Origin of the sequence: Synechococcus sp. R70.1 (assembly GCF_047461675.1) — a bacterium.
Classification (GTDB): Bacteria; Cyanobacteriota; Cyanobacteriia; order Thermostichales; family Thermostichaceae; genus Thermostichus.
This window is the reverse complement of record NZ_JANSHR010000012.1, coordinates 37105-55151: the sequence shown is the minus strand read 5'-3', so window position 1 is coordinate 55151 and position 18047 is coordinate 37105. Positions and strand designations below refer to the sequence as shown.

At 59.9% G+C, this 18047-nt stretch carries 21 protein-coding genes; 12 read left to right on the top strand and 9 right to left on the bottom strand.

Annotated features, from left to right (window positions below):
- Positions 1 to 288 precede the first annotated feature (288 nt).
- Complete coding sequence (locus tag NW807_RS01570; RefSeq protein WP_414425102.1) at positions 289 to 2151, bottom strand: FAD-dependent oxidoreductase; 1863 nt, start codon at positions 2149 to 2151, stop codon at positions 289 to 291.
- 61 nt (positions 2152 to 2212) lie between these two features.
- Here NW807_RS01570 and metG point away from each other — a divergent pair, with 61 nt between their 5' ends.
- Positions 2213 to 3769, top strand: coding sequence for a methionine--tRNA ligase (gene metG, locus NW807_RS01565; RefSeq protein ID WP_414425101.1), 1557 nt, complete (start codon positions 2213 to 2215; stop codon positions 3767 to 3769).
- Here metG and NW807_RS01560 read toward each other — a convergent pair.
- Complete coding sequence (locus tag NW807_RS01560; protein WP_414406299.1) at positions 3766 to 4281, bottom strand: hypothetical protein; 516 nt, start codon at positions 4279 to 4281, stop codon at positions 3766 to 3768. The two genes, metG and NW807_RS01560, sit on opposite strands and share 4 nt — an antisense overlap.
- A complete protein-coding gene (locus NW807_RS01555) occupies positions 4278 to 4649 on the bottom strand; it encodes a YtxH domain-containing protein (RefSeq protein ID WP_414425100.1) in 372 nt (123 codons plus the stop codon). The genes NW807_RS01560 and NW807_RS01555 overlap by 4 nt, the downstream gene beginning before the upstream one ends.
- A 148-nt stretch (positions 4650 to 4797) precedes the next feature.
- Between NW807_RS01555 and deoC the strand changes: the two genes are divergently transcribed.
- From deoC to rpaB, 3 genes are all read left to right on the top strand, one after another.
- Positions 4798 to 5499, top strand: a complete 702-nt coding sequence (deoC, locus tag NW807_RS01550; RefSeq protein ID WP_414394546.1) for a deoxyribose-phosphate aldolase — start codon at positions 4798 to 4800, stop codon at positions 5497 to 5499.
- On the top strand, positions 5496 to 6398 hold the full coding sequence (gene recO / locus NW807_RS01545) for a DNA repair protein RecO (RefSeq protein WP_414425099.1): 903 nt from the start codon (positions 5496 to 5498) through the stop codon (positions 6396 to 6398). Before deoC ends, recO begins: the two co-directional genes overlap by 4 nt.
- A 419-nt stretch (positions 6399 to 6817) precedes the next feature.
- Positions 6818 to 7558, top strand: a complete 741-nt coding sequence (rpaB, locus tag NW807_RS01540) for a response regulator transcription factor RpaB (RefSeq protein WP_414394542.1) — start codon at positions 6818 to 6820, stop codon at positions 7556 to 7558.
- On the opposite strand, the gene NW807_RS01535 is transcribed toward rpaB, so the two are convergent.
- The 3 genes from NW807_RS01535 to NW807_RS01525 all read right to left on the bottom strand — a co-directional run bounded on the left by NW807_RS01535 (position 7555) and on the right by NW807_RS01525 (position 10816).
- Entirely contained in the window at positions 7555 to 9291 is a 1737-nt protein-coding gene (locus NW807_RS01535) for a tetratricopeptide repeat protein (RefSeq protein ID WP_414425098.1), read from the bottom strand. The genes rpaB and NW807_RS01535 overlap by 4 nt on opposite strands.
- A gap of 106 nt (positions 9292 to 9397) precedes the next feature.
- Positions 9398 to 9598, bottom strand: coding sequence for a DUF2811 domain-containing protein (locus NW807_RS01530; protein ID WP_414394537.1), 201 nt, complete (start codon positions 9596 to 9598; stop codon positions 9398 to 9400).
- Between the two features lie 543 nt (positions 9599 to 10141).
- Positions 10142 to 10816: a RibD family protein gene (locus NW807_RS01525; protein WP_414425097.1), complete on the bottom strand. Its 675-nt coding sequence runs from the start codon at positions 10814 to 10816 to the stop codon at positions 10142 to 10144.
- A 74-nt stretch (positions 10817 to 10890) separates the two neighbouring features.
- On the opposite strand from NW807_RS01525, the gene NW807_RS01520 reads away from it, so the two are divergent.
- Together NW807_RS01520 and clpS are read left to right on the top strand one after the other, a co-directional pair.
- Positions 10891 to 11286, top strand: coding sequence for a hypothetical protein (locus NW807_RS01520; RefSeq protein ID WP_414394533.1), 396 nt, complete (start codon positions 10891 to 10893; stop codon positions 11284 to 11286).
- Positions 11287 to 11543: 257 nt separating this feature from the next.
- Positions 11544 to 11855, top strand: coding sequence for an ATP-dependent Clp protease adapter ClpS (clpS, locus tag NW807_RS01515; RefSeq protein WP_414394530.1), 312 nt, complete (start codon positions 11544 to 11546; stop codon positions 11853 to 11855).
- Here the strand turns inward: clpS and cobT are convergent.
- Entirely contained in the window at positions 11804 to 12931 is a 1128-nt protein-coding gene (gene cobT, locus NW807_RS01510; RefSeq protein ID WP_414425096.1) for a nicotinate mononucleotide-dependent phosphoribosyltransferase CobT, read from the bottom strand. The genes clpS and cobT overlap by 52 nt on opposite strands.
- 124 nt (positions 12932 to 13055) lie before the next feature.
- On the opposite strand from cobT, the gene NW807_RS01505 reads away from it, so the two are divergent.
- From NW807_RS01505 to NW807_RS01485, 5 genes are all read left to right on the top strand, one after another.
- The gene (locus NW807_RS01505; RefSeq protein WP_414394812.1) at positions 13056 to 13379 is read left to right on the top strand and encodes a DUF1825 family protein; all 324 of its coding nucleotides are present in this window, start codon (positions 13056 to 13058) and stop codon (positions 13377 to 13379) included.
- A 31-nt stretch (positions 13380 to 13410) separates the two neighbouring features.
- A complete protein-coding gene (locus NW807_RS01500; protein ID WP_414425095.1) occupies positions 13411 to 13827 on the top strand; it encodes a Fur family transcriptional regulator in 417 nt (138 codons plus the stop codon).
- Positions 13828 to 13856: 29 nt separating this feature from the next.
- The gene (locus NW807_RS01495; RefSeq protein WP_414420086.1) at positions 13857 to 14360 is read left to right on the top strand and encodes an AbrB family transcriptional regulator; all 504 of its coding nucleotides are present in this window, start codon (positions 13857 to 13859) and stop codon (positions 14358 to 14360) included.
- A 171-nt stretch (positions 14361 to 14531) separates the two neighbouring features.
- Complete coding sequence (locus NW807_RS01490) at positions 14532 to 15125, top strand: chorismate pyruvate-lyase family protein (RefSeq protein ID WP_414425094.1); 594 nt, start codon at positions 14532 to 14534, stop codon at positions 15123 to 15125.
- A gap of 113 nt (positions 15126 to 15238) precedes the next feature.
- A complete protein-coding gene (locus NW807_RS01485) occupies positions 15239 to 16630 on the top strand; it encodes a serine/threonine protein kinase (RefSeq protein WP_414425093.1) in 1392 nt (463 codons plus the stop codon).
- Positions 16631 to 16633: 3 nt separating this feature from the next.
- Here the strand turns inward: NW807_RS01485 and NW807_RS01480 are convergent, their stop codons facing one another.
- Complete coding sequence (locus NW807_RS01480; protein WP_414425092.1) at positions 16634 to 16945, bottom strand: hypothetical protein; 312 nt, start codon at positions 16943 to 16945, stop codon at positions 16634 to 16636.
- Between the two features lie 122 nt (positions 16946 to 17067).
- Positions 17068 to 17364 (bottom strand): hypothetical protein, encoded by a 297-nt coding sequence (locus NW807_RS01475; RefSeq protein WP_414394512.1) that lies wholly within the window; start codon positions 17362 to 17364, stop codon positions 17068 to 17070.
- Positions 17365 to 17671: 307 nt separating this feature from the next.
- Between NW807_RS01475 and NW807_RS01470 the strand changes: the two genes are divergently transcribed.
- The gene (locus NW807_RS01470; protein ID WP_414394511.1) at positions 17672 to 18001 is read left to right on the top strand and encodes a phasin family protein; all 330 of its coding nucleotides are present in this window, start codon (positions 17672 to 17674) and stop codon (positions 17999 to 18001) included.
- Positions 18002 to 18047: the final 46 nt, after the last annotated feature.

The following is an 18047-nucleotide window of genomic DNA, read 5'->3' as shown; positions in this document are numbered from 1 at the left end:
CTAAAGACGGAGCCAACTTTAGCCTAGGCAAAGTGCCTACCAGAAAAGATGTACTCGCAAGCTTACTAGCTCAGCCCATCTACGTCAAGGCAGAAGGTTGGTTATGCAACAAAGTGGCCAATTGTACGGACTCCGTCCCGCTTACGCGAACGGTGAATCAAGGACTAGAGGAGAGCCCTATGCTCCATAGAGCCGTGGCTGCCCACAGCGAAGGGCGGATCGTCTCCAGTCCCCAAAGTTCAACCCCAATGGCATCCATCGGCCAGCTTCCAACCCTGCCTTTCTAAGCTAGCGGGACTGGGCCCAGTCGGTGGCAGTGATGGTGGTGCCAGGAAATTGAATGGGGTTGCCCAGGCTCTGGATCTGGGCCTGGAGGGCGGGCAACAGCTGCAGGTTCGAGAGCGGTTCCCGCAGGATCTCCGCCGGGATGAGATCCCGCGCCAGGGCAAAGTGAGCTGTGTGGCCGGCTGCCGTGCCGATGGCCCATTCCACGGGGTGCACTCGATAGGAGGCGCTGGCGATGCGGCTGGTGGCGATGTTTTTGCTGCCGGCCAAGAGGTTGTCGATGCGCTGTGGGATCAGGGCGCGCAGCGGGATCTGGTAGGGGTAGCTGGGGGCCTGGGCGTCTTGGTTGTGGCTGGGGGGCAGCGAAAAATCCGGCAGTAGACACTCGTGGAAGTCGATGGGGTACTGGCCCACCCCCACCGAGTCGTAGAAGATGAAGGGGCGACCGCGATTCAACTCCGATTCCCGCGTGGTGATATCCGACTCGTAGATGGTGAACCCTCCTGGATAGGAGACGCTGGGCCGCCCGATGATGCGCCGCGACTCCCGAATATAGGGGTACTTGGAAAGACCACTGGCAGTTCCCATGGGGCTGTTGGGCCCTTTGAGGTAGCGATAGCGCAAGTAAAAGTCTTTTTGAAAGTTGGGATCTGCCTGCTGCAACAGAAAGTCCGTCCTCCCCGCCACCAGCCAGTAGAAGAAGCCCTTGGCATGCTGCTCGGCCCGACGCAGGGCTTCCACCCGCAAGCCCCCCATCCAGCCACCCGGCTGCAGTTGGCCCGAGGCCTGCAGTTGCTCGTGGGTGAGGATGAGGTTCATCTCCGGCCCGGTGATGCGCCAGTCGTTGCCCCAGGTCCAGTTCTGCATGGATTGATCCCCCACGCGGATGGCCTCTTCCCCAAAGCCAAACACCTGTCCGCGAATGCGGCGATAGGTAAAGACCCTCCCGAAGTTAAAGCGCGGGTGTTCAAAGCTGTAGTAGGGGCCGTGCAGGGGATCGTCGTAGAACTCTGGCTTGATGGGCACCTGCGGCACAGCGGAGCGCTCTATGACAAAGGTGTAGGTAAACCCCTGGGTGCAATAGGGATCCCTGTAGGGCTTGGAGCTGGGCTCCCAGCGGCTTTCCCCGTCCGTGCCGAGACGGTAGGGCACTCGCGCCAGGGGCAGCAGCTCGCCGGTTTCGGTAGCATCAATCACTATCCAAGGCAGGGTTTTTCCCTGCCGCTCGGGAGGCGGCTCAAAGTGCAGGATCTCCTTATCCCAGTCCTTCGTGGGCTCCCAGCGGTAGAAGTCCAAAAAATAGCTAGAGAGATCCCCCCGCTGCTCCGGCGCGACGCCAGCGTGCTTGGGGAGGTTGCGGATAGCCACTACCCTGCGGATCTGGTAGCCCTCAATCTCCAAGTCCTTCACCACTGTCTCCGTAAACAGCCGCAACTGCCCCGACTGCAGATAGGGATCCAACATCTCCCGGAGTACCTGATGTCCCACCTGGGGAGAAAAACAGAGCACGCTCACCCAGCACTTGCCGGGGTTGGGATCCCCGCCATACTTTTCCCGCACCCGGCGGCGAAACTCTCTGTAGCCTCGCGGGAAGATCTCGTTTTCCCGCTGTAGGGGCCGCTCGTCCAAAGCCGAGACCCCTTGGGCGCTCACCTGGCCGCCAATCCAGTCGGTAATTTCGGTCATGCACACCTGTCGCCCCAGTTGCAGGGCCTCGTAGGCCGCTGCCACGCCTCCCAGCCCGCCCCCAGCGATGAAAATCTCACAGGGGATGCGGGTTGCCGACACGGGCTGAGCTAGGGCCGCCCCGGCGCCCAAGATCCCAGCTCCCAGGATGCCGCAGCTCCATCCCTTGAGGGTGAACATAGCCTGTCGGACTTTCCGGCAACTTTTACTTTTATCATGGGGGAAAGCGCTGCGAGGGCTCATGCCGGGTTCCACTTTCGTCATCACCACACCGATCTACTACGTCAACGCTGCCCCCCACATCGGCAGTGCCTACACCACCATGGCAGCCGATGCCATCGCCCGTTACCACCGCCTGCGGGGTAGGGAGGTGCTGATGGTAACGGGAACCGATGAGCACGGCCAGAAGATCCAGCGCACCGCTGAAGAGCGCGGCCTTCCCCCGCAGCAGCACTGTGACGAGATCGCGGCCCAGTTTGCCCAGCTTTGGCAGTTGCTGGATATCCGCTATGACCGCTTCATCCGCACCACTGACCCTCGCCACAAAGCCATTGTGCGGGAGTTTTTCCAGCGGGTTTGGGATCGGGGAGATATCTTTGTTGGGCGGCAGCAGGGGTGGTATTGTGTTGCCTGCGAAGAGTTTAAGGACGAGTCAGAGCTCTTGGAAGGCGGGTTTTGCCCGATCCATCCCAACAAAAAAGTAGAGTGGAAAGACGAAGAAAACTACTTTTTTCGCCTCTCTCGCTACCAGGAAAAACTAGAAGCTCTCTACGCGGAGCATCCAGAGTTCATTCAACCAGAAAGCCGCCGCAATGAGGTCATTAACTTTGTCAAGCAGGGCCTGCGGGACTTCTCCATCTCTCGCCCTAGCGTCTCCTGGGGGATCCCCTTCCCGGCGGATCCCAGCCAAACCCTTTACGTCTGGTTTGACGCCCTCATCAACTACATCAGCGCCGCTCTAGATCCCGAGGACGAGCCGACGCTGGAGAATGCTCTGCGCCGCTACTGGCCTGCCGACGTGCACCTGGTGGGCAAAGATATCGTCCGCTTCCACGCCATCTACTGGCCGGCCATGCTCATGTCGGCGGGGTTGCCTTTGCCTAGGCAAATCTTTGGCCACGGCTTTCTCACCAAAGATGGCCTCAAGATGGGCAAAAGCCTGGGGAACACGCTGGATCCCTTTGAGCTGGTGCAGCGATACGGCGCCGATGCCGTGCGCTACTATTTCTTGACCGAAATTGAGCTGGGCAAAGATGGAGACTTTAGCGAGGGCCGCTTCGTCGAGGTACTCAATGCCGACCTAGCCAACGACCTGGGGAACCTGCTCAACCGCACCCTCGCCATGCTCAAAAAATACCAACCTGACTACCGCCTTCCCACCGTCGAGATCCCTCCGGATCATCCCCTCAAAACCTTGGCTGAGCGCCTAGCCCCGACAGTGGCTGACGCCTACGAGCGGCTGGATCTCAGCTCGGCTGCCCGCAAGGCCCTCAGCCTGGCCCAGGCCAGCAACAAATACCTAGATGAGCAAGCTCCCTGGACGTTGCATAAACAGGGGCAAAGCCAACGGGTAGCGGAGATTCTCTATGCCGTTCTAGAAAGCGTGCGCTGGGTGGCGGTGGCCCTTTCGCCCATCATTCCCAACCTCAGCCTCAAGATCCTGCAGCAACTGGGGTTCCCCCTCACCGACATTACCCAACTGCGCTGGGATCCCGATGCTCGCTGGGGCCAGCTTCCCCCTGGTCAAGAGCCTCAGCCCCCTGTGCCTGTCTTTCAGAAAATCCTCAGGAACGCCTAGGACTTGGCAGCATTTGCTTGGGAAGGTTGGGCAGCCGCTTGTCCTCCCTTTGGTCTTAGCCGCTCGGCCAAAGGAGGGGCATCCCTTCGGGAGAGAGGAGGAGCTGCACCCGAGCGCAAGCGAGGGTTGCTCACCTCAGCAGGAGGAGCTCCATGGGCAAGAGTCTGCCAGGCCGCTCGTACTCCCGCCCAAAAGCTGCGAACATTGACTTGGGCATCCCGGGCTTGGGTACGGGCTCCTTCCAGGGAGCGGCTGACCTGCTTCACCACCTGACCCGCCCCTTTCACCCCCTCGTCAAGGCTGTCGGCAATCTCGCTCACTTCCAGGCTCGTCAGGCGCAGAGCCTCTAGAGTGGGCGGCAGCTCCCGCAGCAGCGTATCGAAGAAGCGCTCCACACTCTGGGCGGCTCGACCCAGTTGAATGACGGCAGGCAGCAGGGTCAGGATCACCGCCAAAATGGCCACTGCCACCAGGCCTACCGAGAGGCCAAGCCAAAAGACCGGATCGCTCATCCCGCCGTCTCCTCTCCATCGCCGGCTTCCAAATCAGCTTCTTCCCCCCCAAGGGAACGCGAGTTTTGGGCTTGGAGCAGCTCCTTTCGCTTCTGCAACATGGCCTCCTTCCCCACCACCACTGCCTGCTGTAGCCGCAGCAGGGCCTCATCCAAACTGCGTTGAGCAGCGTCGAACAGTTTCTCTGACTGATACTGCAAGCTGCTGGCTACATCCTCTGCCACTTCTGGCAGCGCCTCTGCCGATTTTTTCAACAGTCGCCGCGTCTCCCGTCCGCTGCGGGGGGCTAGAAGCAGGCCAATGACCGTGCCCACCGCCGTTCCCAACAGCAGCCCACCGATAAACGCGCCAGTCCGGTTTTCCGCCATGCCTTGCCAGAGTTGGTGGATACAAGTGGCCCCCCAACCAGACTATCAAAAAAAATCTGCTACCCTGCTCTGCCCAAAAAGGCCAAGTCGCGGCTGGGCTGCTGGGGGCTAGAGTAGAAATGGCGCTGTGGAAACTACCCAACAACCCATGGTCTCTTTAGAGCCCAAAGGCCTGGCGGAAAGGCCAATCAACTTGGCAGAGTACATCGACCACACGCTGCTGCTGCCTATGGTTACCCCGGAGGAAATTGAGGAGGGGTGCGAAATTGCCCTGCGCTACGGCTTCCCCACCTTTTGCGTACCTCCCTGCTATGTGCCGCGAGTGGTTGAGCGGCTACACGGGTCGCCAGTACGGGTGAGCACGGTGGTGGGGTTTCCCCTGGGTACCAACACAGCGGAGGCCAAACTCTACGAAGCTCAACTGGCTGTGGAGCAGGGATGCCAGGAACTGGATGTTCGCATTAACCTAGCCTGGCTCAAGGCGCGGGAGCTGGATTGGCTCCATGCCGAGATTGCCCAAATTGTGGAGGAGACGGGAGTTTGCGTCAAAGCCATTTTGGAGACGGCCCAGCTCGATGAGGAGGAAAAAAAGCTGGCTGCGGAGATCTGCATGGATGCGGGAGCTGCCTTTTTGATGACCTCCACCGGCTGGATGGGAGGGGCAACCTTGGCAGATGTGCAACTGCTGGCGCAGCTTAGCCGGGGCCGAGTGGGGGTGAAAGCTTCAGGCGGCATTCGCACTCTGGCTCAGGCAGAGGCAATGATTGCCGCAGGAGCCACCCGGATCGGCACTTCTTGGGGGTTGGAGCTAATGCAAGAGCTGCAGGCTAGGGAAGCTGGCAGAGCATGAGCGGGCGAACCTACCGGGTTACCGGCATCACTCTCAAAGGCATCCCCTTGGGGGAGTCGGATCGGGTCGTTACCATCCTAACTCGCGAGCAGGGGTTGGTGCGGGCAGTAGCCAAGGGATCCCGCAAGCCGTCTTCCAAGTGGGGAGGGCGACTGGAGCCCTTTGTCATTAACGACCTGCTGCTTGTTCGGGGGCGGTGGTCAGCTCAAGCCGATGCCTCCCAGCGTCTGCAGCGCATTGTCCAGGCAGAAACCCTGCAGAGTTTTCCCCGTCTGGGCCGCAGCTTGGCCCACCTCACAGCCGCCCAGTACCTGGCAGAGGTGGCTTTGCTGTTGGCCCTGCCAGATCAGGCTCAGGAAGAGCTGTTTGTGCTTTTGGTAGAACACTTGCAGCGCATCGAGCAGGCCCCTACACAAGAGGCAGTTCTGCCGCTCCTTGTCCATGGGCTCTACCACCTTTTGGTGGTGGGGGGGGTTGCCCCCTCGCTACAAGCCTGTTGCTCCTGTGGGTGGGAGTTGGCGGACGAGGTCTTCTTCTGTCCCAACCTGGGCGGCCTGATCTGCGAGCCCTGTCAGAGAGCCCAGCAGCCCACCTCCCTTGCCCGGCTCTCCAGTGCCGTCCTGCAGGCCCTGGGATCCCTGCCCAACCCCACCTTGCCACCGCTGGCCGACAGAACGTTGCCTTTGACAGCTTGGCTGGGGGCAGAGCGCTTGCTGCGCCAAATTTTGGAGCAGCATGCCGAGCGAGAAATCCGGTCTGCTCGCCTGCTAGCTGGCTGTTACCCTACTGCCGGCGCTGCAGTTGTCTTCCCCACTGCAAACGAGCAGGGATCCCCCCTTGCCCCAACCTTTTCTGAGGGCAATTCCAAAAGAATTGGCGGCCGGCTGAAGAAGTTGTGAAGACATGTATCAAGTTGAGCCGAATGGCGGCAGAATAGAGCTCCGGGGTGGATTAAGTAGCCGCTTCCAGATGATACATTAGGTTCTATGAGGTAAATTCTTAACAAGGTTAACAAGGGCTTCTCAGCTTTGGCCGCGGTCAGCCGCGAGGGTTTGCAGAGAAAGCAACAGCTAAAGGGAAGGGAAGCCGGTGTCTTTCCAACCTATTGCCAAACAGGCCTTCTGGGTTCCTTAGTGGGGGGTGTCCTGGGCTACAGTTTCTGTTTCTAAGCATGGGTTTGGCAGCTTTCCGTGGGGAGGCCGAGTCTGCTTGTCCAGAAACATCCCTCCGTCACCTGCTCGCCGGTGGCAGGAGGTAGCCTTCATCCTAACTTTTCCAAGCCAAGTTATTGGAAGTGAAGTACAGGAGTTGCAGCACTGTGGAAGCCCAGCGTAAAGAACGAATTCTCGTGGTTGATGATGAGGCTAGCATCCGCCGCATTTTGGAAACTCGCCTCTCGATGATCGGCTACGAGGTGGTTACTGCAGCCGACGGCGAAGAGGCCCTGCAGGTCTTCCGCAAGCAGCATCCCGACCTGGTGGTGCTGGATGTCATGATGCCAAAGCTGGATGGCTATGGGGTCTGTCAAGAGTTGCGCAAAGAGTCCGACATCCCCATCATCATGCTCACGGCTCTGGGGGATGTGGCCGACCGCATTACTGGGTTGGAACTGGGGGCGGATGACTACGTGGTCAAGCCTTTTTCACCCAAGGAGCTGGAGGCCCGCATTCGCTCGGTGCTGCGGCGGGTGGCCCGGTCTAGCCATGAGGGGATCCCTAGCTCTGGGGTTATCCAGGTTGGGGATCTTTGCATTGATACCAACAAGCGCCAAGTTTACAAGCGGGGCGAGCGCATCCGCCTGACAGGAATGGAGTTTAGTTTGCTGGAGCTGTTGGTCAGCCGCTCGGGGGAGCCGTTTTCCCGCGCCCAGATCCTGCAAGAGGTATGGGGCTATACCCCAGAGCGCCATGTGGATACGCGGGTGGTGGATGTCCACATCTCGCGGCTGCGGGCTAAGTTGGAGGATGACCCAAGCAACCCTGAGCTTATCCTGACAGCCCGCGGTACTGGCTATCTGTTTCAGCGCATTGTGCCAAAGGGAGAAAAAGGAGAGGGCTAAGAAGGGATCCCTGTCAAGTGCTCCTGCAGGGCCCTTCGCATCTGCTGTAGCGGTTCAACCCAGTTGCCGCGGGCTTCTTGGCGAAATAGGCGCATTACGCCGGGGTACCAGGGGCTATCTTGTCGCTGCAGCAGCCAGCGCCAATCGGCTGCAAAGGGCAGTAGAACCCACACGGGCTTGCCCAGCGCCCCAGCTAGGTGGGCAACGGCGGTATCGACGCTAATCACCAGATCCAACTGGGCAACTGCCCTAGCAGTATCAACAAAATTCCGGAAACGGGATCCCAGCTCCACCACCTGGTGCTGCTTGAGGAGGGGTTCTAGCTGGCTTAGATCTTCACCCACCTGCAGGCTAACCCACTGCACCTGGGGCAGATCAAGGTACTCGAGAAAGAGGTTGAGGGGACAGCTTTTTAACCTCTGCACCCGGTTGAGGGCAAGATCGGCGCGGCGGCCACTGGCCCACACCAGCCCTACCTTCATCCCCTTCTGAGGAACCTCAGGCCATTCTTCTGGCCATCCGGAGCTCTCCGGGGGACAGACCAGGTAGGGAAGACAGGCAGGGATTGTCTCCAGAGTGGTGCCTAGGCGATGGGGCAGGCTGAGCAAGGGCAGGTGCCAGTCGAAGGGAGGCAGGGGATCCGTCTCCGAAATAATCTGAACCTGAGGAAAGGAGGCCCGCAGCAGCTCGACTAGGGATGGCGGGCAGCGGAAGTAGAGGGAGGCCTGCGGATGGGCTGCGGCCAAAAGTGGCAGGTAGCGCACAAACTGGATGGTGTCCCCCAAACCTTGTTCGGCGTAGATGAGCAGAGTCTGCTGGCCCAAGGGGGATCCCGTCCACAGAGGCTGGGGAAAGCGGGGGTAGGCCGCCCCCTGGCGCTGCAGCCGCCATTCGTACTCCCGCCACCCCTCCTTGTAGCGGCCCAGGGTGAGCAGGGCAGTGGCCAGGTTGTAGTGGATCTCTGGCGAATCAGGGGCTAGTTGCAAGCCCCGCCGATAGGACTTAAGGGCGGCCTCGAGGCAGTTTTGCTCTTGCAGGACCGTGCCCAAGTTGTTGTGGGGCTGAGCATCCTTGGGCAGCAGCAGGATGGCCTGTTGCAGGCAGTCGGCTGCTTCCTCCAGACGATCCTGCAGGTGGAGGCAGTGGGCGAGGTTGACGAGGATCCGCCCCTCCTGGGGCAGCAGGGCAAGGGCTTGGCGAAACCAGCCTTCAGCTTCCTCAAGCTGGTTCTCGAACATCAGCGCATTGCCTAAGGCGGCTAGAGCATAGGGCTGGGGAGGGTGCGCTGCCGCAGCCTGGCGCAGGACTGCAATTGCCCGCTGCCGCTGCCCCAAGGCCAGCCAACAACTGCCCAGCCGGAATAGCAGTTGCCCATTGCCGGGAGCAAAGGCCAATCCCTCCTGATAGGCGCGCGCTGCCTCCGCCGGGTTGCCCAGCAGCATCCAAGCATCGCCCAGCTCCTGCCAGGCAGGCACCCAGTCCTTCCTCAGGTGTACAGCCAACTGTAGGGGGGTCAAGGCTTGACGGGGATCTCCCATTTGCAGATAGAGGGATCCCAGCAGCGCTTGGGCAGCAGCCAGGTGCGGATGGGCGCGGGTGAGCTGTCGACAAAGGCGCAGCGCCGCCCCCAGATCCCCTGCTTGTCGGTGGCGCTCGACCAAAGCCAGAGCCGCCTCTGGGGAGGGGAAAGAGGGCAGGCTGGCTCCTTGTCCTGAGTTCTGAGGCCCAGCCACCTGCCGCTTGCCTTTCCCTCGACCAAAGCCCTGTGGCACGGTTTGACCTACCGGGGTTAACAGGACGTTCCCAATAGCCCTAAGTTGGGATTCCGACAGCTTTAGCCTAGTTGCGGCGAAAGAGGCTGTCTAGGTAGATGCGCGCAGCGCGCCGATCGGCATCTCCGCTTTGGAGCAAGAACAGCGAGAGGGCTGCTGTTACAACCCGATCTTGATCCCAGTCGGGATGACGAGAGAGGTAGTTTTTGAGGGTCTCGTGGAGCTCCTTGGGAATTTCGCTCGAAATGCTGACGGTAGGAGAATCCATAGCCCAACCACCTACCTAAAGTCAACACTCAAACAGTCGCAGCAAAAAGAGGCTCTACCCTGGGCCACAGCTAAGCCGGCCTAGGAAGGAATTGAACAAGCTAAGCCAGTCCTCTAGCTTGGGTACCTCAAAGACCGCACGGGCTCCTCAAGAAACGGGGTAAAAGGGCTTGCCCATTGGCCGCCTGCAAGCGGCTGGGGAGGTCCTAGCAGCTGCCGGGGAAGCCTCCTCCTCACCTCGGGTGGGGCTATTCTGCCCTCTGCCCTAGGGGGGATGTCAATCCTAGGCGGGAGTATCCAACAGAACCAGAGCTCTCCCGTGGCCTTGATGGGATCGGAAAAAGCGGCGCGATCCCGTTACGTTTCTCAAGGTGTAATCGCGTGAACCTTAGCAAGGGCAACTTTTCCACAGAACCCTTCGAGGCGGCTTCTAGAGCGAAAGACGTTGTGGAAAACAACCCGCCTGCCTGTGGAAAGTCTGGGGAAAACCTGTGGATTTTTGGGAAATCTCAATGTGTCCAAAAAAATTTTCTCGACTGCTCCCTCAGCTCCACTCAACTCGATAGTGCAAAAACAGCTCTTGGGAACCGCGGCGGCACTCAAGCAACTCCAGGCGGGGCGGGGATCCCCGCAGTTGCCAGCCCTCGATGCTAGCCGGGGCATCAGCGTAGCCACTCAGCAGCACTGGCGCCAGCGTCACCCACAGCTCATCCAAGGCTTGCGCCTGCAAAAACGCCCCCAAGAGCCGCCCCCCGCCCAGGAGGCCCACCCGTTCGATCCCCCGCTGCCGCAGGCGGGCTAGGCGAGCGGTCAAATCCCAATCCGCGGCCACCCAGATCTCGGCAAAACCGGGCCGTCCCTGCCACTGGCGGGAGCCCGCCGGCGTCGTCCACAGCCAGCGAGTGAGGGGCTGGCGAAAAAACGGCAGCTCTTCCGGAATCTCGCCGCTGCCGGAACAGATGATCGTCAGGGGCTGAGGGGGGAGACCCTGCGCAATTCGGCTTTGAATGAGCTCCGGATCCCGCAGGCGGAGAGCAGTGCCGTAGGCCCGCAGCGTGGCTGCCCCCATAATTAAAGCCTGTTGCCGAGCAGCTTGGGTTTCCAGGTGCCGATAGTCTTCAGGGCTAGGGAAATGGGGCCTTTGCCCGCGGTGGGCGGCGAGCTTGCCATCCAAACTTTGGGCCAAGATGGCCACCAAGTGGGGACGAGGGGCTTTCAAAGGCAGATCTCTAGCAATCAGCACAGGATAGACTCAGGGGTATTGACCAGCCTGTGCCCTGGCTCCAGGGTTATATGCTAGGAACGCTCCAGTCCTCCACTATCCGCATCGCTGTCGAGGCCAGTTCCTCGACTCTGCAGCGTTGCCTAACAGAGGTGGAACTTCTGCAGCAGTGGATTTGGCCGCAGCAACTGCAGGGATCCCTTCCCCCCAAGCTAGAGCAAGGCAGCACCTTTGCCGCCCAGTGGGGCCCTATCTCCATCCTGCACCAGGTGGAAATCCTGCTGCCCCAACGGCTGCGGCTGGTGATGTGGGGTGGTGCCGATGGCTACTGCGACTGGCGGTGGGGGAACGGCTGGGTGCAGTTGCGGGTAGAGGCCGTCTCGCTCCTGCCCCTAGGCTTGGGCCACCTGCTAATGCTGCGGCAGCTGCAACAGTTTGCCCAAGGCCAAGAACGACGGCCCTCTTAGGGCTTGATGTGCTGCCAGAATCCGCGTGATATTTAGCGCTTCCGCAAGAGCCCTAGCTGCAAACTGGTGCGGGAATCCGCAAGCAGGCCCAGGCTGACCCTAGTCACAAAACTGGCTAAAACTAAACTAGTAGTAGAGATTTCAGAAAAATCACAAGCGGGCGGCTTTCACAGCTTGGCTTGAGTGGTCAAGCGGCCGCTCCTGGAAGCTGGGCCATTGGTTACAAGCACCTAGAGGTTGTCTCACCCTGAGCTGCTATGACCGCAATCACAGAAACTCCAACCCGTGCTTTGGAGCAGTTGTCTTCGATAACAGGGCGGATTCGCAAGCCCTACCCAAACTACAAAGTGATCGTCCTAGACGACGACATCAACACCTTCCAGCACGTTACCGAATGCTTGCTCAAGTACATCCCCGGCATGACTTTGCCCTTGGCGCGGCAACTGACCATGCAGGTGGACAGGGAAGGGCAGGCCGTTGTCTGGGTCGGTCCGCAGGAGCAAGCGGAGCTCTACCATCAGCAGTTGCTGCGGGAGGGTCTGACGATGGCTCCGCTGGAGCCGGCCTGAAGCAGCAGGTGCTCGTAGCTGCGCTCAACGGCAGCCAATAGCTCTGCCTGACCCCAGCCAGCATACAAGCTGCTGGCAATTGCCAGGCCGCCAGCCCCCACTCCCTCTTTGACATAGCCTCGCTCATAGGCTTGAAGAGAGGAGTAGCGACTCTGGGCAAAGCTTAGTTGGGTGGCCAAGAGGCAAACATTGCCCAACAGCTCCGCCAGAGCCACGGTGTTGCCAGAGGGATCCTCCGCCACCCAGCGGGTGGTGCCTACCACCACGTGTTCAGGGGGCCAGGGGATCCCTTCCTCTTCTCCCCAGCGCCGCATTAGGGCCAGCACTGCCAGCATTTGCGTTCCTCCCGCCAGCAGCACCGGCCCCCGCTGGGCTGCTGCCATGGCTAACCCGGCGATGAAGGGTTGCACGGGATCCCCCACGGCAGCCACTACCTCTGGCGCAGTGGCAGTGGGGGAGAGATTGGCTAGACCCCGCTGGGCCAAGGCCAGCTTTTGGGCGTGGTTACAAACTGGATGGCTGCTGTTGACCATGCCGTTTGCCTGCCAGCCCAGCCCTAGCAGCACCGCCAGCGCTGTTGCAGTACCGCCGGCCACGCACTCTCCGACGACGCAGTAGCTGGCTTCCAGTTGGGATCCCCGCTCATACCCCTCCTGCCACAGGGATCTCACCTGTTCCACGGACAAGGCCTGGCCGGTGCTCAGACAGCGGGCTGGCCCTCCAGAGGGCACCTTCTCTGCACCTGCCAAAGGCTCTAGCAGGCCACAGTCGAACACGCGGCAGGGGATCCCTAGCTCGCTTAAGATGGCGCGGCTGATGACCACTGGCGAAGGATAGCCCTCGGGCGAGGTAGGCAAGCGGCAAGAACGGCCGGTCAGCAGCACCTCCCCATCAGCTAGGGCGGTGTAGCGCCGCAGAGAGGGCGTGGCGCCAGCAGCAGAGATGCCTGGAATAAGGGCTGTTTCCGTAAACCCCAGGCAGGCCAAAAACAGAGGCCGGGATCCCTGCACCCGTTGGCACCACTGCTGGGCCAAAGCCGGCTGAGTGTAAGCCTTAACACAGGGAAGGAGGAGCATAGCCAACAATTACCTACAGGACGGGATCCCGCACTGGCCAGAAGATAGCAACGCCTGCATTCCCCAAGGCCATCGGATAGGATAGGTATATCGAATGTCGTTTGTTGGGGGCAAGGGGAAAGCCATGGGCTTCTTCGACTCGGAGATTGTTCAGGAAGAAGCTAAGCAACTGTTTCGGGATTTCCAAAACCTGATGCGACTTGGCGAGCGCTACGGTCAATTTGACCGGGAAGGCAAAAAGATCTTTATCCAGCACATGGAAGAGTTGCTGGAGCGCCAGCGCATTTTCATGAAGCGGCTGGAGCTTTCCGACGATTTTATGGCCCAACTGACCATTAAGCAATTGCAAACCCAACTGGGAGGGTTAGGGCTCTCTCTTAGCCAAATGTTTGACCAAATGCACCAAACCCTGGAGCGCATGAAAGCTGAAGCCGACGCTGAGCGCTGACTCTCCCAGTAACCCCCAAGGGAAAAGGCTCATGTCCTCCTCCCGCCAGACCCGCAACCGCAAATTGATCCTGGAGGTGTTGGAGCAAAGCGAGCGGCCCCTCTCGGCCCAGGAGATTTTCCTGAAGCTGCGCAATGCCAACCACACGGTGGGCTTGGCCACTGTCTATCGGGTCTTGGAGGCGCTGCGCAACGAGGGCAAGCTGCAGGCCGTCCACTTGGGGGATCAGCAAACCTACTACCAGCTTCTGCCCAGCAACGGCCACAGTCGCCATCACCTGATCTGCACTGAATGTCGGCGGGTGGTGCCTCTGTCAGGTTGTCCCGTGGGGGATCTAGAGGAGCAGATTGCCAGCCGTTACCAATTTGTTATCGAGTACCATGTGCTTGACTTCTACGGCATCTGTGCTGAATGCCGTGGAGGGAGCAGGCCCAACCCCAACTGCTAGTCATCCTCTTGCCTTGAGGCCAAGCCGCAATGATGAGCTATCTCTGGACGGTGTTGATTGGGTTGGCAGGTGCCTTGATTGCAGTCAAGCTGAGGCTGCCAGCAGGAGCTCTAGTAGGCTCGATGGTGGCAGTCGGCTTGGTCAATGTCTGGGGGGCCATCCCGATTCCCACTCCTCCACCTGGAATCCGCTTTGTCCTGCAGGTGATACTGGGTATTCTCTTGGGCAGTAAGCTTACCGCCGAGACATTGCTCGCCCTCAAGGATCTGTGGCGGCCAGCCCTAGTGTGTACCGTGATTGCGGTGAGCACCGGCGTTCTATCGGGGTTTTTGATCTCCCGCTGGTTGGGGATCGAGCGCCTTACTGCCATCTTGGGCACGGCCCCAGGGGGTATCTCCGATATGAGCTTAATTGCCCTGGACATGGGGGCCCAGGCCAGCACGGTGGTAGTTATGCACCTAGCTCGTCTAATTAGCGTCATCGTGGTCGTCCCCTGGGTGGTGCGGCTGCTGATTCAGCCGGGTACGAGCTAGGAAAGTCCTCGGAGGGGAGAGGGGGAGTGGGCTAGACTAGGGGTCGATACAGAACTTCACAACCGCACCGCCATCTTGGAACTTTCTCCCCCTCTCTCCATCGACCATGCTCCTGGGGCAGTATCCCCTTGGCCCTCGGCTTGCTCTGCCAAGGAGACTTTCCTAGGCAACATGGGTCAAGCCGAGTGGTGGCCGCTGCGGTTGCAGTGGCAGGGAGAGGCTGACCCCCTTCAGCCGGAGCTGCTAGGGGTGGATCCCTTGTTGCGGTTGTTGCTGCTGGGGGATGGCTTGACCACTCGCAATCTGGCCACTCTGACCCTGGAACCAATTCAGGCCCATCTGTTAGATACAGTCCAGGTCGAGCTGCTGGCCGAGCAAAGCGCTGTCCCCAAGTCCATGCCACAACTGGCTAGGGATCTGGCGCGGCTGGGATCCCCCTTGATGCGGCGGCGGGTTTGGCTGGGCGGAGCGGCCTCGCAACAGCCCTTGCTCTATGCCACCTCTTGGTGGAACGCGGAACATCTGGCTCAATACTTGCCCCATCCCGATTTGCCCATCGGCCAAAATCTAATCCAAGAAAAACTGGAGACCTTTCGCGAGGTGCGTCGCCTCTACTACGGCGAAGCTGAGCCCATTGCCCGGCTGCTCAACTGTCCTGGCCCTTTCTGGGCTAGGCATTATCTTTTGCTGCACCGAGGCCAACCTTTGACGGTTATTTACGAAGTTTTCTCCTCGCGCCTAGGGGCCAAGTTTTTGACCGGCTAGGGCAAATCCAACGGCACACGGCTGCCCTTGGTGCCGTTAGCCTGCTGCAGGTGGGTTTGGGTGAGCGGCTACTATGGAGCTGAGCAAAAAAAGGGCCCCAGAAGCAAAGGAGTATGGCTTCAGAGCTTCCCGTTTTGCGCCAGCGGTATCAGCTGGAGCGGCGGCTGAGCAAGCGCAGCGGCAGACACACCTACCTGGCACGGGATCTCCTCACCTCAGAGCCAGTTGTGATCAAGCTGCTCCTGTTTGGGCCGGATTTCAACTGGGACAATCTGAAGCTGTTTGAGCGGGAAGCCCAAGTCCTACAGACCCTCTCCCACCCAGCCATTCCCCGGTACCGCGATTGCTTTGAGATTGCTCTGAAAGGGGGGCGCGGCCTGGCGCTGGTGCAAAGCTACATCGAGGCTCCCTCCCTGCAGGAGTGGATGGAGCGAGGGCGGCGTTTTGCTGAGCCGGAGGTGCGCGACTTGGCGCAGAAGCTGCTACGCATCCTCATCTACCTCCACGAACTCCATCCGCCGGTCATCCACCGGGATCTCAAGCCCAGCAACATTCTCTTGGGATCCGACCAGCAGGTGTATCTGGTGGACTTTGGTTCGGTTCAGGCGGCTGCCCCCCGGGAGCAGGGATCCTACACTGTGGTGGGAAGCTACGGCTACATGCCCCTGGAGCAATTTGGCGGCAGAACCGTGCCCGCCTCCGATCTCTACAGCCTGGGCGCCACCCTGATTCACCTGCTCACGGGCCAGCATCCGGCGGACTTGCCCCAGGAGGGATCCCGGATTGCGTTCGAGCAAGCGGTGCACCTGAGCCCGCCCTTTCGCGACTGGCTGCGGTGGTTGACGGAGCCTCTGGTGGCGAATCGTCCCGCTTCCGCCCGGCAGGCCCTGGAGGCGCTGGAGCATTTGGATCGTCGTCCCGCCTTGATTCCCTCAGACGCAGCAGCAGTCCCTCCTCGACAGCCAGCAGGCAGCCGGATTCAACTGCACAAGTCCGAACAGACCTTTCAGGTGGTGATCCCGGCCCGGAAAACCGGTGTTTTGGCGTTGCTGCCTTTCGCCATCGCTTGGAACTCCGTCACCACCTTTTTCACGATCATATCGGTTGTGCCTGCGCCTTTTCCGGTCAATCTGGTGGTTGGCCTGTTCACCCTGCCCTTCTGGAGGGTGGGGTTGGGGATGGTGGGCAGGATCCTCTACAGACTATTCGGCAAGGCCCACCTACGGATCGACACAAAATACATTCGCCTGGCTCACGAGGTGTTTGGCCTGAGGTTTGGCAATGTTCCCCCCAGTCGGCGATGGGATATTGACCGGCTAGAGCTGATCCCACGCCATACCCGACGGGATTCCGATGGGAATCGAGTGGAGGTAAGCCCACAGTTGAACATCTGGGCAGGCATCCGCAAGTACGAGCTAAGAGATCTGCAGGAGCCGGAGTTGGAGTGGCTGGCCGCGGAGCTGAGCCGTTGGCTGAAGATCCCGGTTGAACGGCAGAAGGTGTAGTTGTCAATCCAAATAGGCACTCAACTCCTGCTCCAGTGTGGGCAGTTGCACCTCTCCCTGCTCCAGCTCTTCCAAGTCTTCCAGTTGTTTGCGCAGGCGGGCAATCCGCTCTCGGAGATACTCTTTGATGCCCTTGGCCCCCAGACTAAGGCAACTGCGGCAGATCTCGCCATAGATTTGGCCGCGGTCGTTGTAGACTACCGCCAGCAGCACCTGCTGCCCCTTCCTCTGGATAGGGGTGACCCATCCGCCGCAGATAATGCAGGGCACGCGGCCATTGCCCGCGTAAATGCTGCGTTCCCAGACAATTTTCACGCTCGGCCTCGCTAGACTTTTGCCCACCAGGATAAAAACTGCAAGGGATCTCTGGCCAGCCTAAATCCCTTCCCCTCTCCCTCAAGGAGAGCAGTTGGGGATGACGGCAAGATCGCTGGTGTCTAGGCGTTGGGTTGGGCCGGCTGGCTAGGCTGGGAGCGATCGATGGTGCGGTAGGTGAGGCTGGCTGCTACCTCTAGGGCTTTGGCAGCGTCGCGGAAGTAAAACCCCAGCTCCTCATCTTTCTCCGTGCGGTTGGGCTTATTGAGCTTGGCCTTGAACTGCACATTGCAATACATGGCCAACCCCACCAAAACCTCGGACAAACCATGCTGGTTGATCAACCGTTCCAGATCCGTAAGCAGGCTTTTGATCAGGGCATTGGCTACCGGTTCTGGCAAACTGTCCAGGTCGTGCATTGGGTTTCCTCAGCAAACGAGATAGTAGTGGGATCCCGGTCCCTTACTCCTGATCTTCCCGCATCTTTTGGGGAATGCTCAACGCTGTTGCTAGCGCTTTGGCGTTTTCACTGCTCGAGAAAGCAGGGATTCCTGCAGGCGCTCCGCGCTGCCAGCAACAGTTCTGGGCCGAAGCCCAAGTACTCTTTTGAGTTGGCAGAGGCCATTTGTTATGATGGCAGAAACCGTCCTGAAGAAGGGGGCTGGAAATCCGGTCTTTGGTCATGGAGACCCGTGCCGTTGGTCAAGCGTTCTCGGGAGGGCAGCATTGGACAACAACAGTATCTTACGTCAGCTCTTGCTCGTGGGCGTTGGCACCACTACGCTGCTAGCGGAGCAGTTGAAGAAGGCTGCCGATGAGCTGGTGCAAAAGGGGCAGCTTAGCTCAGAAGAGGCCTCTAACCTCCTCAACAACCTGCTCAACCAGGTGAAATCTGAACAGAGCAACCTGGAATCCTACGTGCAGCGGCAGGTGCGCAACGTTTTGCAGGACTTAGGCGTGCCTTGCCAGTCGGAAATGGACGAGCTGCGCGGGCGGTTGGATCGCCTGGAGCGACAAGTGCGCAACTTGGAGAACCAGCTCTACCGCCGCTTCTGACCGTTAGCCAATCTCTAGGCTGAGGCTGAAGTTCCCGCAAGAGTTT

Coding starts and splice junctions, on each gene's coding strand:
- metG (WP_414425101.1), top strand. CDS start 2,213: ATGCCGGGTTCCACTTTCGTCATCACCACACCGATCTACTACGTCAAC.
- NW807_RS01500 (WP_414425095.1), top strand. CDS start 13,411: ATGTCCTCCTCCCGCCAGACCCGCAACCGCAAATTGATCCTGGAGGTG.
- NW807_RS01490 (WP_414425094.1), top strand. CDS start 14,532: ATGGGTCAAGCCGAGTGGTGGCCGCTGCGGTTGCAGTGGCAGGGAGAG.
- recO (WP_414425099.1), top strand. CDS start 5,496: ATGAGCGGGCGAACCTACCGGGTTACCGGCATCACTCTCAAAGGCATC.
- NW807_RS01495 (WP_414420086.1), top strand. CDS start 13,857: ATGATGAGCTATCTCTGGACGGTGTTGATTGGGTTGGCAGGTGCCTTG.
- NW807_RS01475 (WP_414394512.1), bottom strand. CDS start 17,364: ATGCACGACCTGGACAGTTTGCCAGAACCGGTAGCCAATGCCCTGATC.
- cobT (WP_414425096.1), bottom strand. CDS start 12,931: ATGCTCCTCCTTCCCTGTGTTAAGGCTTACACTCAGCCGGCTTTGGCC.
- deoC (WP_414394546.1), top strand. CDS start 4,798: ATGGTCTCTTTAGAGCCCAAAGGCCTGGCGGAAAGGCCAATCAACTTG.
- NW807_RS01505 (WP_414394812.1), top strand. CDS start 13,056: ATGGGCTTCTTCGACTCGGAGATTGTTCAGGAAGAAGCTAAGCAACTG.
- clpS (WP_414394530.1), top strand. CDS start 11,544: ATGACCGCAATCACAGAAACTCCAACCCGTGCTTTGGAGCAGTTGTCT.
- NW807_RS01530 (WP_414394537.1), bottom strand. CDS start 9,598: ATGGATTCTCCTACCGTCAGCATTTCGAGCGAAATTCCCAAGGAGCTC.
- NW807_RS01520 (WP_414394533.1), top strand. CDS start 10,891: ATGCTAGGAACGCTCCAGTCCTCCACTATCCGCATCGCTGTCGAGGCC.
- NW807_RS01485 (WP_414425093.1), top strand. CDS start 15,239: ATGGCTTCAGAGCTTCCCGTTTTGCGCCAGCGGTATCAGCTGGAGCGG.
- NW807_RS01570 (WP_414425102.1), bottom strand. CDS start 2,151: ATGTTCACCCTCAAGGGATGGAGCTGCGGCATCCTGGGAGCTGGGATC.
- NW807_RS01555 (WP_414425100.1), bottom strand. CDS start 4,649: ATGGCGGAAAACCGGACTGGCGCGTTTATCGGTGGGCTGCTGTTGGGA.
- NW807_RS01560 (WP_414406299.1), bottom strand. CDS start 4,281: ATGAGCGATCCGGTCTTTTGGCTTGGCCTCTCGGTAGGCCTGGTGGCA.